This window comes from Nostoc sp., from assembly GCF_036916735.1.
GTDB lineage: Bacteria > Cyanobacteriota > Cyanobacteriia > Cyanobacteriales > Nostocaceae > Nostoc.
Genome location: NZ_JBALFV010000084.1, coordinates 1 through 15,798 on the forward strand (window position 1 = coordinate 1; position 15,798 = coordinate 15,798).

Sequence of the window (15,798 nt, forward strand, 5' to 3'; positions counted from 1 at the left end):
ACGTTGTTTTTTGAAATTAATTGACTTTATGAATAATTTTCGGGCGAGTCCAATCAGTTTTCCTATTGCTAGTTGAATAACATTACCGTTTTTTCATTCCCCAAAGTAACAAAAGAGGGCTAATACCAATTTTTTATGAAGATGCACAGAATATTAAACGAACTGCCCTTCGGGTGACGCTCCTTCATCGCTTTAAGCAAAGCCATGCCAAAGGCTTTACGCTGCGCTAACACCAGTCGCTTACGGTGGGAAACCCGCTTACAGCGCTGGTTCACCAAGTACGCCAAGAATAGAGAGTTACTCATTTAGTGCAGCTTCACATTAAATTGGTATAAGCCCTCTTTTGTCACTCTGGGGAAATAAAAATTGAAGCTAAATAATGAAACCTAGATTTAGTGAGAAGATTAGCGATCACAAACTAATAGAAACAACCAAACAAAGTTCTATAGGCAAAATCTTGTCTGGGCAAGAGTTACAGATTATTCTCTGCCGAAAGTGACAAAAGAGGGATAAGAATTAATGACTGGCAGATTAACTGGAATACAAACATCCGGCGCACACAATCCAAAAAACTCTAGCGTTTTCACTTCAAAAGTATTCAAATCTACGCGGCGGATGGCATGATTATTGGTATCGGCAATATATAAAAAAGAAGCGATCGCACTCAATCCTGAAGGTTCAAAAAACCGAGTGTTTTTACCCTGGCCATCTTGTAAGCCACTACTACCATTACCTAAAACTGTTTGACAATTCCCTGTACTGGGACTCACTAATTTAATTTGGTGATTGTAAGTATCTGCCACCCAGAGAAAATTTTGAGCGTATTCTACTCCTAAACAGTGCTGCAAACGGACATCTTCACCTTGTCCATCTAAATTACCAAAACCAAATAAACTCCCACTACCGCAAATAGTTCGCACTTGATACGGTTCTACAATTCCAACACCGCGAATTGAGCTAACTTCACTATCAGCAATATATAATTCATTCCCATCGGTGCTGATACCACTAGGTTGAGCAAAGGCAGATTCGGTAAGTGAACCATCAACGCAAGCTTCTGCACCAGTACCAGCATAAGTTTTGATGATGGTAGTTTCTAAGTCCATTTCCCAAATTTGATGCGACCCAGCCATTGCAATAAATAAGGTATTTCCCACTTTGACTAAATCCCAAGGAGAATTTAGCGCAGTTTCTAAACCAGCACCGCCATGAGGATGGATATTGCGGCTTTGTTCACCAGTTCCTGCGATCGCTTCCACCACTTGATGCTTCAAGTCAACTCGCCGCAGTGTATGATTTTCTGTATCAGCAACATAAAGAATTTGATTTTCGGCATCATAAGCCATTCCCTGTGGTGCAAAAAATTGCGCTTCGCTAAAAGCACCATCAGTTAAACCAGATTTTCCAGTACCAATCAAATGTAAAATTTCCCCATCAAAGCTACTCATAATCAAGCGATGATGTCCAGAGTCAGCGATGAATAAACCCGTTGGAGTAGCTAGAACTTTACCAGGAAAAGCTAGAGGTGTGATTAATGGTTGGTGCTGTTTTTCTAAAGTCAAGCTGAGTTCTTGAAAATTAATTGTGCCTTTGTCTTGATGTTGATGAATTAGCTTTTGAATTAACTCGTCTAAAATGTCACGATTTCCTTCACCAGAAATCTGATCAATCACGTAACCTTCTGGATCAATAATTATTAATGTAGGCCAAGCACGCACAGCATACTCTTCCCAAATCCGAAAACCACTGTCAACTACAACTGCATGTTCAATGTCGTAGCGCAGGATAGCTTGACGAATATTTTCTATTTCTTTTTCGTTGTCAAATTTGGCAGAATGGACACCAATAACAGTAAGGCTATCTTTATATTTCTGTTCTAAATATTTCAGGTTTGGCAGAATATGCAGACAATTGATGCAACAGTATGTCCAAAAGTCTAAAATTACGACTCTACCTTTGAATTGTTTAAGAGATAAGGGTTTTTCGGTGTTGAGCCAAGAATAATTTTGCGGTAATTCTGGCGCTCTGACACGAGGAATCATCTTTACTGCCTACCTCTGATAATTTAGTAAAATCAATACTTATTGACCAGCATTAAAAACTTGTTCCACCGTCAACTTTAACTCAGGTAAAGTAGGAGATATTATTTTATCCCTACCCCGAAACTGACTGACTTGGTATTCCCCATCAATTAGTTGATAAACTGAAATAGTGGGTTGTTTAGGATTACCAATAAATTTTATAGCTCCCAAGGCGGCATAATCAACAATCCAATATTCAGGAATGCCCATCTCTTCATAATTGGCAAGTTTCAGATAATAATCATCGCGCCAATTGGTACTGACAACCTCAATTACTAAAGGAATTGATGTACCCTTAGTCACAGTAGAATATTTTTCCCAAAGAGGTTCATCAACCAAAGCCACATCATTTAGTATTAATACATCAGAGAAATAACCTGATTCTCTTTCCGGTGGTTTTACAATTGCTTGATTGGGGATAAAGTAGGCAAAATTTAATCGTCTAAACTCTAAAGTCAATTCAGCAGATGAAAATCCTTTTATCCTTTCATGTTTCCCGGTTGGCTGTGCCATTTCGACAATTTCCCCATTATGTAGTTCGTAGCTTACCCCAGAGTTTTCGGGATACCAGGTGATAAATTCATCAAAGGCAACTATTTTCGCTAAGGTTTGGGTCATAACAGTTGATTACTGTAGGTTGTATTTTTATTCTAGAAGTACTGTACCTTCTTCAGTTTCTTCTTCCTAATTTTCTAAAATAAGCCGATGAAAAATAATGATATATTACCCTATGTTGCTATTAGAGGCTTAGACAAGCGTACGCACAATTACAAGAAATCATTGATGAGTTGTATGAAGCTCATGAGAGGGCAATGATCTGTGATTTTACCAGAAGGGCTAAATCCAGACAGTTCACAGTCAAAAAGTGCCAGTGGCGTACCATTAACTGTGCCAGGATCTGCTAATACATCAAGGCACTTGTTTGATAGTTCGTTTATGATAAACATTCCCCCTACTTGGGCAATAGCATTTTGATTTTCCATTACGCAAGTTGCTCCCCATAACAACGAGCCAACGAATCCAACTATATCGCTGTATGCTTTTTCAAATTAGGTTTCACAAGTTTTTTATCCTTGATCTCGTGTTTCTACGTATTACAAAGCCTTGAGCAACATCAGAGTATACTGTTAGTTGCTATTTAATCAATGAAGTTTTATAAAATTTACACTTTGAAAAGACTTGACAAACTAACTACTACAGATTTGTCAGCCTGGGTGCAACTAGCTAAAATTCAGGCTAAACAGGGACAAGTTGCCGATCGCATTCCGCAATTAGCTAAAGTTAATCCTAGTTGGTTTGCAGTTCACATCTGCTATGAATCTGGAAAAACTATCAGCTTTGGGGATACAGCTTATATTTTCCCGTTAATGAGCGTTATTAAGACATTTTCCTTACTTTATTTGCTAGAACACTTTGGTGCAGAAACGGTTTTTGGGTGGGTTGGAGTGGAACCATCGGATGCACCCTTCAATTCTTTAGAACAACTGATTGCTGATCGCGGATACCCCCGTAACCCGATGATTAATAGTGGGGCAATTACCCTGTCTGATAAATTACCAGGAAAGAACCCTAGTCAACGCACTCTTTTATTTTGTCAATGGCTCAACCAATTAGCAGGTTGTCAACTAAGCTTAGATGAGGTAATGCTGGCCTCAGTGCGATTAACCCGTTCAACAACCAATGAAGCGATCGCAAACTATCTCACCCAAACAAATCATTTAGAAAATCCCCAAACAGCACTTGAGACTTACGAACAAATATGCTGTTTATCTGGGCGAGTTGAAGATTTAGCCCTGCTAGGAAAACTGCTAGCTTATGAAAATGGCTGTTTACTATCACAAAACTGTCGAATTGTCAATGCTGTAATGTTAACTTGTGGGTTATATGAAGCTTCTGCCGAGTTTACAGTCAGAATTGGTCTACCGATGAAATCAGGGATTGGTGGTGGACTTATAGCAATAGTACCAGGTGAGGGAGCGATCGCTTGTTACAGTCCTGGATTGGATAATATCGGAAATCCTGTAGGAGCGATCGCATTTGTTGAGGCTTTAGCCCAAGAGTTACAATTGAGTGTCTTTGGTTAATTCTGTTGTTTTAGGTAGCGGTGTTAATTTAGGAGTTGGGGTTACCGTTGGCTGTGGTTCTGGTGCAGGAGACTCAATAATCTCTGGCAGTGTGGGTGGCAAACTGGGAGACGGCGCAACTGTTACTTCTGGAGTAGGTGTCTTGCTCGTTCGACGATTGAAAAATCCACCAAACTTAGATTTTTTTGGCTGAGGGACTACTTTTTCAGGTAACGGCGTAAATTTGGGAGTTGGTGTTACCTCTGGCTGTGGTTCAAGTGTTGGCGTAATTATTTTTGGTGCCGGAGACTCAATAATCTCTGGCAGCGTGGGTGGCAAACTAGGAGTGGGAGATGGTATAGCTGTTGGAACTTCTAACTTTGGTTGTTCTGGCTGTGTTTTGGATTCTTCTGGAATTTCTGTTTCAGGAATCGACTGTTTTTCTACCTTTGGTTGTATTTGGGGTGTTTTTTCAACGGACGGCGTAGGTGTAAGTCTATAATTCTGGTCTACAATGGGGCGCACCTCATCTGCTGTGAGTTCTTTGCGGACAATTCTCGACAAAGTATCTTTACCCTTTGGCTGGTAGTCAATCAATCTAACTGTAGTATTAAAAGCATTTTTGATAGGATTTCCCTGATTATCGATAAATTCTAGTTTGACCCAGTTTTTTCCTGAACGAAAGCCTTTAAGATAAACTGCTTGCCAGCGATCAAAAATAAAGCTTTCACCATTAATTGTGGAGCGGATGCGCCAATCACTGAATTGGTCGTTAGGGTTTTCTTTACCAACGAGGTGCAGGGGAGCATTAGTTAGGTAAAAGTCTAGTAAGATTGGTTCTGCTCCATAGCTACTTTGAGGGCGGCTATAAGTTAGCAGGGGTAACTTGGGATCTGGATTGTTGTCGTCGGTTTTGGTGAAGACATGAAATGTTGTTTGGGCATAAGCGCCTTCATTCTTAAAGCTTTCATGCCAAGGACGGGAGGCAAAGACGCGCAGTGTATGAGTCCCTGGAGACAAGTCTGGCAAAACCAAGGGCTGATTCAAGTCGTAAATAGCAATATAAGGTTGATTATCCAGAATTACATGTAAATGGGGCCCCAGTTGTAATTGTGAATCCTTAAATATTGGTAGATCCTTAACCTGAAAACTGGCTGTGGCTTTGTTGTCTTGGAGAACTTCATCAGCTTGTGGAGTAACAATTGTCACTTGTGGCTGATAAACTTCCAAAATTGTCCGCAGTTCTTGGATCACAGATGGTGGGGAAACTTCCGAAAATTGCTTTGAAATTTGAGAAATTTGTGCAGGGTTTTCTCTATAGTCAGTAGATACTTCCTGGCTAGTGACTTTATCGCCACAACTAGTCAAAGTTAATACCAGCACCAATGTCATTACCCACCTGAAAATCGGGAACCTCTTAGGGAAGAGCTTCTCTAACACCCTTTTCTGCCACGAGTTCATGCGTTGCACCCAGTGATAGTTCTTCGACAAATTACAGATTATTTTGCCTCAAACTGTCCATCTGGAACTATAGCCCAAAAGATGAAATCTGCCTCAAATCCCATAATTTTTCTTGTGTATCTCAGTAAATTCTAAAATAAGTCGTATTCTTTACAGCTTTTTACTTACAACAATAGAAATATGACACAAATATTCATGAGCAATAGCAGCAAAAGCTGGAACATCGGCCTATACAGCCAAACTATAAAATTTGCAAATTGTTATTCTTTGTAAATTAAATGAATAATCTATTGACTTTTGGACAAAGGCTTTACCAGTTAAAAGGCAGTTAAGGCAGTAATTCCAGCAATATTTCAGCAAGTTTGAATTATTGTTAAAATATCTCCAAGTATCTCCAACAAAGTACAAGTTAAGACTTTATAATTCAACGAGAAACAACTATCCACATAGGTCTTCATGGCGGCTTCAGCAAAATGGAGTTTGCGGTAATGGTTAACTTTGTGGTATTCATGATTCCTCATTCCTTATCAAGAGAGGAGGTCGAATGACAATAAGTCCTCCGGAGCGAGAGGAAAAAAAGGCAAGAGTAATCGTCGATAATGATCCAGTTCCAACCTCATTCGAGAGATGGGCGCAACCTGGACACTTTGACAGATCCTTAGCCAGAGGTCCCAAAACCACCACATGGATTTGGAACCTGCACGCACTCGCCCATGATTTTGATACACATACAAGCGATTTAGAAGATATATCCCGCAAGATATTCTCAGCCCACTTCGGCCACTTAGCCGTTGTTACTATTTGGTTGAGCGGGATGATTTTCCACGGCGCGAAGTTTTCTAACTACGAAGCTTGGCTAACCGACCCATTGAACGTTAGACCTAGTGCCCAGGTCGTTTGGCCCATAGTGGGACAAGACATTTTAAACGGTGATGTTGGCGGTGGTTTCCACGGTATTCAAATCACCTCCGGTTTGTTCCAAGTATGGCGTGGCTGGGGGATTACAAACTCCTTCCAGCTTTACTGCACAGCGATAGGTGGCTTGGTATTAGCAGGCTTATTCTTATTCGCTGGCTGGTTCCATTACCACAAACGCGCTCCCAAACTGGAATGGTTCCAGAATGTGGAGTCGATGCTGAATCACCACTTGCAAGTATTGCTAGGTTGTGGTTCCTTGGGATGGGCAGGTCACTTAATCCACGTATCCGCACCAACTAACAAGCTTTTGGATGCAGGCGTTGCTCTCAAAGACATACCCTTGCCCCACGAGTTCATCTTGAACAAAGACTTGTTGACCGAGTTGTATCCAGGCTTTGCTGCTGGTTTAGCACCTTTCTTCACCTTGAACTGGGGTCAGTATGCTGACTTCCTCACCTTCAAGGGCGGTCTGAACCCAGTAACAGGCGGCTTGTGGATGACTGATATTTCCCATCACCACTTAGCGATCGCAGTTCTCTTTATCGTTGCTGGTCACCAGTACCGTACCAACTGGGGTATTGGTCACAGCATTAAAGAGATCCTAGAAAACCACAAAGGTCCTTTCACCGGTGAAGGTCATAAAGGTCTCTACGAAAACCTGACCACATCTTGGCACGCTCAGTTGGCTACTAACCTGGCCTTCTTGGGTTCGCTGACAATCATCATCGCGCATCACATGTACGCGATGCCCCCCTATCCATATTTGGCAACTGACTACGCTACCCAGTTGTGCATATTCACTCACCATATTTGGATCGGTGGCTTTTTGATTGTTGGTGGAGCGGCTCATGCTGCGATCTTCATGGTGCGAGATTACGATCCAGTTGTTAACCAAAACAACTTGCTTGATCGGGTGATTCGTCACCGTGACGCGATTATTTCTCACCTGAACTGGGTATGTATTTTCCTCGGCTTCCATAGCTTTGGACTATATATCCACAACGATACAATGCGTGCATTGGGTCGTCCTCAAGACATGTTCTCTGATACGGCAATTCAGTTGCAGCCAGTATTTGCCCAGTGGGTACAAAATATCCACACATTGGCTCCTGGTGGCACTGCTCCCAACGCATTAGAACCAGTTAGCTATGCCTTTGGCGGCGGTATCTTGGCTGTTGGTGGTAAAGTGGCAATGATGCCCATTGCTTTGGGTACAGCGGACTTCCTAATTCACCACATTCACGCCTTCACGATTCACGTCACCGTACTAATTCTGCTCAAAGGTGTGCTGTTTGCCCGTAGCTCTCGTCTGATTCCAGACAAAGCAAACCTGGGCTTCCGCTTCCCCTGCGATGGTCCTGGTCGTGGCGGTACCTGTCAAGTGTCTGGTTGGGATCACGTATTCCTCGGACTTTTCTGGATGTACAACTCCCTGTCTATTGTAATTTTCCACTTCAGTTGGAAAATGCAATCAGATGTCTGGGGAACGGTAGATGCAGATGGTGTTGTGACTCACATCACTGGTGGTAACTTTACCCAAAGTGCCATTACCATCAATGGTTGGTTGCGTGACTTCTTGTGGGCACAAGCTACACAAGTCATCAATTCCTACGGCAGTGCGCTATCTGCTTATGGACTCATGTTCTTAGGCGCTCACTTTGTTTGGGCATTCAGCTTGATGTTCCTATTCAGTGGTCGCGGCTACTGGCAAGAATTAATTGAGTCCATTGTTTGGGCGCATAATAAACTGAAGGTAGCACCAGCAATTCAGCCTCGTGCTCTGAGTATCATTCAGGGTCGGGCCGTAGGGGTAGCTCATTACCTGTTGGGAGGAATTGCCACAACTTGGGCGTTCTTCCATGCACACATCCTTTCAGTAGGGTAGCAATCAGCAAAATTTTGGGTTTTGGATTTGAGATTTTAGATTCAATCCAAAATCCAAAATCTAAAATCCGAAATTGAACTGATACTTGATGGCTAAAGGTCAGAGGATTTATTAAACCTATGGCGACAAAATTTCCCAAATTTAGCCAGGATCTCGCACAGGACCCGACGACTCGTCGGATATGGTATGCGATCGCTACAGGCAACGATTTTGAAACCCATGATGGCATGACGGAAGAAAATCTTTACCAAAAGATTTTCGCAACTCACTTCGGTCACTTGGCAATCATCTTCCTGTGGGCATCCAGCCTCCTGTTCCACGTAGCCTGGCAAGGTAACTTTGAACAGTGGATTAAAGATCCCCTTCACATCCGTCCTATCGCTCACGCGATTTGGGACCCCCACTTTGGTAAACCAGCGATCGAAGCTTTTACTCAAGCGGGCGCTAGTAATCCGGTAAACATTACCTACTCTGGTCTTTACCATTGGTGGTATACCATCGGTATGCGGAATAACAGTGAACTGTACAACGGTTCAGTTTTCTTGCTTTTATTCGCTGCTGTATTACTGTTTGCTGGTTGGCTGCACTTGCAACCCAAGTACCGTCCTAGCTTGGCATGGTTTAAGAGTGCTGAACACCGCCTAAACCACCACTTAGCAGGTTTGTTTGGTGTTAGTTCTTTGGCTTGGGCTGGTCACTTAATTCACGTTGCTATCCCCGAAGCTCGCGGACAGCACGTAGGTTGGGATAACTTCCTATCCACCCCACCCCACCCAGCAGGTTTGACACCTTTCTTTACCGGTAACTGGGGTGTTTATGCTCAAAACCCTGACACTCCTGGGCATATATTCAGCACATCCCAAGGTGCAGGAACTGCAATTCTGACTTTCTTGGGTGGTTTCCATCCTCAGACAGAAGCTTTGTGGCTGACTGATATAGCTCATCACCACTTAGCGATCGCAGTTATCTTTATCGTCGCCGGTCACCAGTACCGGACTAACTTCGGAATTGGTCACAGCATCAAAGAAATGCTGAACTCCAAATCCGGTTTAGTACCTAATACCAAAAGTGAAGGTCAGTTCAACTTGCCTCATCAAGGGTTGTACGACACCTATAACAATTCACTGCACTTCCAGTTGGGTATTCACCTAGCTGCTCTGGGAACTATCACCTCTTTGGTGGCACAGCATATGTACGCCATGCCTCCTTATGCATTTATTGCAAAGGACTACACGACTCAGGCAGCGCTGTACACGCACCATCAATACATTGCTGGTTTCTTGATACTTGGTGCTTTTGCTCACGGGGCAATATTCTGGGTACGTGATTACGATCCAGAGCAAAATAAAGGCAACGTTCTTGAACGGGTGCTAAAGCATAAAGAAGCGATTATCTCCCATCTTAGCTGGGTATCCCTTTTCTTAGGCTTCCACACCCTCAGCTTGTACGTCCACAACGATGTAGTGGTTGCTTTCGGTACTCCTGAAAAGCAAATACTGATTGAGCCAGTGTTTGCTCAATTCGTCCAAGCTGCTCACGGTAAAGTACTGTACGGCTTAGATACCTTGCTGTCAAACCCAGATAGCATTGCCCATACAGCATGGCCCAACTACGCTAACGTCTGGTTACCAGGCTGGTTAGATGCCATCAATGCTGGTACTAACTCCCTGTTCTTGACAATTGGCCCTGGCGACTTCTTGGTACACCATGCGATCGCTTTGGGTCTGCACACCACCACCTTGATCTTGGTCAAAGGTGCTTTGGATGCCCGTGGTTCTAAGCTGATGCCCGATAAAAAGGACTTCGGCTATGCCTTCCCTTGTGACGGCCCAGGTCGTGGCGGTACTTGCGACATCTCAGCTTGGGATTCCTTCTATCTAGCTGCATTCTGGATGCTGAATACCCTTGGTTGGGTTACCTTCTACTGGCATTGGAAGCATCTAGGTATTTGGCAAGGCAACGTAGCTCAGTTCAATGAGAACTCTACATATCTCATGGGCTGGTTCCGCGATTACCTCTGGGCTAACTCTGCTCAGTTGATTAACGGTTACAACCCCTACGGCGTGAATAACTTGTCTGTCTGGGCTTGGATGTTCTTGTTTGGACACCTAGTTTGGGCAACTGGCTTCATGTTCTTAATCTCCTGGAGAGGTTACTGGCAAGAGTTGATTGAAACCCTTGTTTGGGCACACGAACGCACTCCTCTAGCTAACCTAGTTCGCTGGAAAGACAAGCCCGTGGCTCTGTCTATCGTTCAAGCTCGTGTAGTTGGTCTAGCTCACTTCACAGTTGGCTACATCGTCACTTATGCCGCATTCTTGATTGCTTCTACTGCTGGTAAGTTCGGTTAATTCGGCTGCTAGTTTTGTAAGTAAGTAATAAAAATCCCCTGCCGCAAGGTGGGGGATTTTTATTACTTAGTCCAAGTAATGACTACACACAACATTTCGTCTTATTTGTTACATTATATAAAAACTATGACTATGCAGCCTGAAAGTACATCATTAGGAGATTTGTTTTGTCGTCGAATTCCTTTTAAAGTACCAAAATACCAAAGAGCTTTTGATTGGGAGCAAGAAGAAATTGATGATTTTATCAAAGATTTACTGGTGCTATATAATGCAAGAAAAATTAATCCTAGTCAGCCAAGAAAACATTTTTTTGGTGGCTTAGTAAGCATAAAACAACATATACCCAACAGTTATACGGGAAATCTTTACGATTTGGTTGATGGACAGCAAAGGCTTTTTATAGAAATATCAGAACGACGATGGCCTTATCGAGATGCTACTGCTTCAGATTGGCAACAGGAAAGACTACAACGTTTAATAAAAGTATTAAGGCACACACTTTGTATACCACTTTTACTTAGTGTTTATAACTGTCTTTCGGAAAAGGAATTTATAGAAATCATAAACATTTTAGAACGCTTTGCCTTTCGCTATATTACTATTGTAGGAGGACACGCTGAAAAAATATCTACTATATATTACGACCACGCAAAATTGATTAGACAAGCACCGCAAGAATATAAAATTCCTACTTTAAGAAATGAATTAAAAACAGTACAGGAAAAGTATGCTTCTGATGAAGCTTTTGAATCTTTATTAATACAAAAGTTAAGCTATCAAGATAATTCTTCAAAAAAAATAATTATCAGGCACTTTTTAACTACATTAGAGGATCATATTGAGTGGTACTCTAATGGCGCTAATGGCAGACCAAAACCAAATGAAATAAGTATTTTTGATCTAAGCAAAGTTACGATAGAACATATATATCCGCAGAATGCTAGCAGTACCTCACAAATTGAAGAGCTTGAACTGTTGAAAAATGACATTGGGAATTTGTCTTTTTGGCCTGGACGTAACAATACTAGTGCAGGTAATAGGTCATTTTCTGAGAAGAAAACTCTTTACGAACAGTCCAATGTAACACTCAATCGAGAGTTAGCAAAATTTATGGACTGGGATAAGCAAAACTTTCAACAAAGAAGAAATAAATTACTAAAGATAGCGAAAAAGATTTTTACTGTTTAGAAAATAGTCCAGTAGCGTATAATCAGCTATTTAAGTTTATGACTACAAAGTTACGAGTCTAGAAGTGTAGAAAATATTTAGCACAATCTAATTACCAGCTTAATTAAAAGTGCGAACGCCTAAAATTAAATTAAGTCTAAAACTCCGAATCCTAAAGCAGATCACAGAAAAGTTTTAAAGCCCTATAGCCAAAGTATCAAACAATTACTAAAAGATGGCTATAAAGCAAAAATACGTCTTAGTGGACATGATATTTCTGATAAATTCCAAAAAGATAACCAAGGTGCAATTCCGGCAAATTTGTTAAAAATTGCTAATACTGAATCGAATAGTGCTTATTTACGACGCTGTAAAACAGCAGAAATCAAGCCTCATCCGGCACGTTTTCCTCAAGGGTTTGCCGAGTTCTTCATCAAATTCTTAACTGATGAAGGTGATATGGTTTTAGATGCACTTGCAGGTTTTAACACAAGCGGGTTTGTGGTTGAGATTCTGCAACGCCGATGGATATCTTTTGAAATTAACAAGAATTATGTAATAGGAAATCGTTATCGATTTCCTTAATAATTATATTAAGTAAAGGTCAGGATTGAGGAGTTAAAATCTGAAATTCATAACTCCTAACTCCTAACTCATAACTACTTAAATTTCTCCATTCACCTGCATTTGATGAACTTGATCTGCTAACTCTTGACGACCTTGATCATCTAGTTTGTCAATTGCTAACATTCCCATGAGAATAACTTCTTTCAGGGTCAAACGTGTCGAATGTGCCTGTTTTTGCACAATCTCTTTAATAATGGGACTCACACCAATCGCTGTACTAGCTCTAGCCACAGAATAAAAGGAAAATATTAATGATTAAGCCTAAATCTTACCATCTCCCATGAAGTTATTTTCTTTAGTTAAAACTTAATTTCAATATGTTTCAACTCATACTTCAATAAGTAAACATTAATTTGAAATTAGGTATGTAGAAAATAACCTTTTAAGTGCGGGGCACTGTTCCACAACTGGACAATTTATATCAAAACCTCAATGATGGCATCAAAGGTAAGAGGCTACTTTTAGATGAAAATAAATTTAACTTTTATTATCCCAGAATAACGGGTATAGTGTCTAACAGTGCTATAAATAGCTTTAGAGTTATCCCAAACCTTTTTGATTAAGGGTCTATGGGTATAACTTCTAACTGTGCTGTAAATTAAACCAAAATGGTCAGAAACTTCTTTGAGTGTCGATCCTTGTCTGATGCTAGTTATCGAATCTTTAATCTGACTAATTCCATATTTGATAACTGACGCTTTTGCAACGCTCAATTTCATCTTAAAAATTAAAAAGCTATACCCCTTGTTTTAGTAAAGTCTCATGTGATCGCCATAATTGACTGACATTTTTAAATCCAAAATCAAATGGTTATTTTTATATGAGCAACGGCAAAAGCCAAAACCTTTGTCCTGAGATACTCAAAAATAACCTGCTAATTGCTGAGTTCGTACACACTTGCAATATTTGTGACAACTGAGTTATAAAAAATAGTCAGCTTGTGAAAATAGGACTTTCAGTATAAATATCCTCACAAATAAAATTTGTATACCATCGGTAAAACCGTAATTTAAAGAGATCGTGAATTGTCAAATATAATCTGGTTAACACACTTTACAGAACTATACAGTTTAAATAAGAATAATAACTTAACCGAAGTAAAATTTTCCTGAATACAGGTAACTAATGCTGTGAGATGGAAAAGCAGTGAGTAGAGGAGAGACAAAGCGATGAGGGACCCTTATCTGTTGGCAGCAGGCTTGTTAACAGTATTAGCAATACCAGCATTGGCTCTTCCACATTTGTCGATTGTGCTGCGAGAAAATCCTAGATCCCTGTGGGATTTAAAACAGGGTTCTCAGGCGATAGTCAGTACAAAAATTATCAATAGCGTTGATATCACCTTACCAGAACTCAGCGGCCATGCGTTCCAACCCCTAAAAAGTTTGCAGCCAACAGCAGGTGAGAAAAATATTCAGAGTTTGGCAGAAGTCAGTAGTCAAGGATTACCAGCCCCAACAGAGTCATCACTCAACCCCAGCGCCCAACCAGCTGGTCTTTCGCTGACATCTGGAAATCAACTTTACTACCAAAGATTAGCAGCTTTGAAAACAGGTCAGATTTATACGCGTGTAGATAGTGATAATTTGCAATCATTGTGGGAGTCGATCAAGAAACGTCAATTAACTTATGATGACTGGAAAAGTCTATTAGCTTTAGAAGCCAGAGCGATCGCTCAAGGTCAAGGTGCAAATCATCTAAGTATTTTAGTTGGTGATTCTTTGAGCATGTGGTTTCCTAGAGAAAAACTGCCTACTGGGAAATTATGGCTCAATCAAGGCATATCTGGAGATACTTCCAGTGGCGTTTTAAAAAGATTGGAGGCATTTTCGGCAACGCGGCCCGATGTGATTTACGTCATGGCTGGAATTAACGACTTACGCAAAGGCGCTAGTGATGACACAATTTTGCGTAATTATCGCCGAATTGTCCGTCGCTTACGGCAGACTCACCCAAAAGCTCAAATCATTGTTCAATCAATTTTGCCTACTCGCCTACCAAAACTTTCCAATAGCCGCATTCGTCACATCAACATACAATTAACCGTGATTGCCAAACAAGAAGGCGCTAATTATCTAAATATTTATAGCTGGTTTACCGATATGGAAGGCAATTTGCGCCCAGAGTTGACCACAGATGGGTTGCACCTGTCTCAAGAGGGTTATGATGTGTGGCGATTGGCACTACAGCAAATAGAATACAAGCTAACTCAGCGCCAGAAGTGAGCGATCGCTTTGCGAAGACTTGGAGCGATCACATCACCATAAGTTATGGAATTACGTAGGCAGGCTGCCAAATAGTGCCTGTAAATATAAATATTTGTAATTTCAATAGTAAATTTGCGTAAGTTACAGTGAGGTAGGTGAAAAAAGCACAACTGTGTCTACGGGCTAGGAAAATACTATGGTTTAATGCTCAAAGCTTCTCGATTCAAAACCTGATTTAACTTCCCACTGCGATAACCTTCTAAATCCAGGGTTACATAAAGAAATCCGAAATCCTGAAATGCAGAAACTACTTTCTGTAAATCCGTAGTTAACACAAACTCTTTAATTTGTTCTGATGCCAATTCAATGCGTGCTGTATCTCCTTGTGATCGCACGCGTAAATTCTGCCAACCTAGCTTTCTTAAGAAAATTTCTGCTCTACCAACTCGTTGTAACTTAGCAACAGTAATCTCTTCACCATAAGGAAACCGGGAACTGAGGCAAGGTTGAGCGGGTTTATCCCACCAAGGTAAACCGAGTTGTTGGGAAAGTTGTCTAACTTCAACTTTGGTAAGACCCACTTCTGCTAAAGGCGATCGCGCACCTCTCTCTTTTGCTGCCTGAATTCCTGGGCGATAATCATGCAAATCATCCGCATTTACACCATCCACTACGTAGGGATAACCCAACTGTAAAGCTAAAGGTTTGAGAGTGTCGTGTAATTCACTTTTGCAAAAATAACAGCGGTTAACCGGGTTAGAGGTGTAATTGGGATTTGCCATCTCGTCAGTCTGGACAATTCTATGGCCAATTCCAATAGTTGCAGCTTGAATTTTGGCATCTTCCAACTCTTCTGGTAACAGCGAAGGAGAAACAGCCGTCACAGCCAAAGCGCGATCGCCCAAAGCATCATAAGCAATTTTGGCAACCAAAGTACTATCAACGCCCCCAGAGTAGGCAATCAACGCCTGCTCCATTTCTTGAAATAAAGCTCTTAATTGCTCAAATTTTTCTGTCAGCATCATTTCCCAATCTTGC

Annotated in this window: 12 protein-coding genes and 1 pseudogene; 6 read left to right on the forward strand and 7 right to left on the reverse strand. The window is 41.3% G+C overall.

Annotation, left to right across the window (positions count from 1 at the left end; translation table 11 throughout):
• Nucleotides 1-119 precede the first annotated feature (119 nt).
• The 4 genes from V7L20_RS18885 to V7L20_RS18900 all read right to left on the reverse strand — a co-directional run bounded on the left by V7L20_RS18885 (nucleotide 120) and on the right by V7L20_RS18900 (nucleotide 3,064).
• On the reverse strand, nucleotides 120-305 hold the full coding sequence (locus V7L20_RS18885) for a hypothetical protein (protein WP_334745558.1): 186 nt from the start codon (nucleotides 303-305) through the stop codon (nucleotides 120-122).
• Between the two features lie 174 nt (nucleotides 306-479).
• A complete protein-coding gene (locus V7L20_RS18890; protein ID WP_334745559.1) occupies nucleotides 480-2,042 on the reverse strand; it encodes a thioredoxin-like domain-containing protein in 1,563 nt (520 codons plus the stop codon).
• Between the two features lie 39 nt (nucleotides 2,043-2,081).
• On the reverse strand, nucleotides 2,082-2,699 hold the full coding sequence (locus V7L20_RS18895) for a Uma2 family endonuclease (RefSeq protein WP_334745560.1): 618 nt from the start codon (nucleotides 2,697-2,699) through the stop codon (nucleotides 2,082-2,084).
• A 149-nt stretch (nucleotides 2,700-2,848) separates the two neighbouring features.
• Nucleotides 2,849-3,064: an RICIN domain-containing protein gene (locus V7L20_RS18900; RefSeq protein ID WP_334745561.1), complete on the reverse strand. Its 216-nt coding sequence runs from the start codon at nucleotides 3,062-3,064 to the stop codon at nucleotides 2,849-2,851.
• 186 nt (nucleotides 3,065-3,250) lie between these two features.
• On the opposite strand from V7L20_RS18900, the gene glsA reads away from it, so the two are divergent.
• On the forward strand, nucleotides 3,251-4,165 hold the full coding sequence (glsA, locus tag V7L20_RS18905; protein WP_334745562.1) for a glutaminase A: 915 nt from the start codon (nucleotides 3,251-3,253) through the stop codon (nucleotides 4,163-4,165).
• On the opposite strand, the gene V7L20_RS18910 is transcribed toward glsA, so the two are convergent.
• The gene (locus V7L20_RS18910; protein ID WP_334745563.1) at nucleotides 4,142-5,605 is read right to left on the reverse strand and encodes a hypothetical protein; all 1,464 of its coding nucleotides are present in this window, start codon (nucleotides 5,603-5,605) and stop codon (nucleotides 4,142-4,144) included. The two genes, glsA and V7L20_RS18910, sit on opposite strands and share 24 nt — an antisense overlap.
• 544 nt (nucleotides 5,606-6,149) lie before the next feature.
• Between V7L20_RS18910 and psaA the strand changes: the two genes are divergently transcribed.
• From psaA to V7L20_RS18930, 4 genes and pseudogenes are all read left to right on the forward strand, one after another.
• Nucleotides 6,150-8,408, forward strand: coding sequence for a photosystem I core protein PsaA (psaA, locus tag V7L20_RS18915; RefSeq protein WP_334745564.1), 2,259 nt, complete (start codon nucleotides 6,150-6,152; stop codon nucleotides 8,406-8,408).
• A gap of 119 nt (nucleotides 8,409-8,527) precedes the next feature.
• Nucleotides 8,528-10,759 carry a photosystem I core protein PsaB gene (psaB, locus tag V7L20_RS18920; protein ID WP_334745565.1) on the forward strand — a complete coding sequence of 744 codons (2,232 nt, stop codon included), beginning with the start codon at nucleotides 8,528-8,530 and terminating at the stop codon, nucleotides 10,757-10,759.
• 132 nt (nucleotides 10,760-10,891) lie between these two features.
• Nucleotides 10,892-11,947: a DUF262 domain-containing HNH endonuclease family protein gene (locus V7L20_RS18925; protein WP_334745566.1), complete on the forward strand. Its 1,056-nt coding sequence runs from the start codon at nucleotides 10,892-10,894 to the stop codon at nucleotides 11,945-11,947.
• Nucleotides 11,948-12,082: 135 nt separating this feature from the next.
• A pseudogene (locus V7L20_RS18930) lies at nucleotides 12,083-12,511 on the forward strand (DNA methyltransferase); the annotation flags it as partial.
• 78 nt (nucleotides 12,512-12,589) lie between these two features.
• Here the strand turns inward: V7L20_RS18930 and V7L20_RS18935 are convergent.
• The gene (locus tag V7L20_RS18935; protein WP_100899890.1) at nucleotides 12,590-12,802 is read right to left on the reverse strand and encodes a hypothetical protein; all 213 of its coding nucleotides are present in this window, start codon (nucleotides 12,800-12,802) and stop codon (nucleotides 12,590-12,592) included.
• A gap of 920 nt (nucleotides 12,803-13,722) precedes the next feature.
• Between V7L20_RS18935 and V7L20_RS18940 the strand changes: the two genes are divergently transcribed.
• Nucleotides 13,723-14,778: an SGNH/GDSL hydrolase family protein gene (locus tag V7L20_RS18940; RefSeq protein ID WP_334745567.1), complete on the forward strand. Its 1,056-nt coding sequence runs from the start codon at nucleotides 13,723-13,725 to the stop codon at nucleotides 14,776-14,778.
• A gap of 176 nt (nucleotides 14,779-14,954) precedes the next feature.
• Here V7L20_RS18940 and larE read toward each other — a convergent pair whose 3' ends face one another.
• Entirely contained in the window at nucleotides 14,955-15,782 is an 828-nt protein-coding gene (gene larE, locus V7L20_RS18945) for an ATP-dependent sacrificial sulfur transferase LarE (RefSeq protein ID WP_334745612.1), read from the reverse strand.
• Between the last annotated feature and the right edge of the window lie 16 nt (nucleotides 15,783-15,798).

Excerpts from the sequence above, each read along its gene's own strand:
- psaA (WP_334745564.1), top strand. The coding sequence starts at position 6,150 with ATGACAATAAGTCCTCCGGAGCGAGAGGAAAAAAAGGCAAGAGTAATC.
- V7L20_RS18885 (WP_334745558.1), bottom strand. The coding sequence starts at position 305 with ATGAGTAACTCTCTATTCTTGGCGTACTTGGTGAACCAGCGCTGTAAG.
- V7L20_RS18895 (WP_334745560.1), bottom strand. The coding sequence starts at position 2,699 with ATGACCCAAACCTTAGCGAAAATAGTTGCCTTTGATGAATTTATCACC.
- V7L20_RS18900 (WP_334745561.1), bottom strand. The coding sequence starts at position 3,064 with ATGGAAAATCAAAATGCTATTGCCCAAGTAGGGGGAATGTTTATCATA.
- V7L20_RS18890 (WP_334745559.1), bottom strand. The coding sequence starts at position 2,042 with ATGATTCCTCGTGTCAGAGCGCCAGAATTACCGCAAAATTATTCTTGG.
- psaB (WP_334745565.1), top strand. The coding sequence starts at position 8,528 with ATGGCGACAAAATTTCCCAAATTTAGCCAGGATCTCGCACAGGACCCG.
- V7L20_RS18925 (WP_334745566.1), top strand. The coding sequence starts at position 10,892 with ATGCAGCCTGAAAGTACATCATTAGGAGATTTGTTTTGTCGTCGAATT.
- V7L20_RS18910 (WP_334745563.1), bottom strand. The coding sequence starts at position 5,605 with ATGAACTCGTGGCAGAAAAGGGTGTTAGAGAAGCTCTTCCCTAAGAGG.
- V7L20_RS18940 (WP_334745567.1), top strand. The coding sequence starts at position 13,723 with ATGAGGGACCCTTATCTGTTGGCAGCAGGCTTGTTAACAGTATTAGCA.
- larE (WP_334745612.1), bottom strand. The coding sequence starts at position 15,782 with ATGCTGACAGAAAAATTTGAGCAATTAAGAGCTTTATTTCAAGAAATG.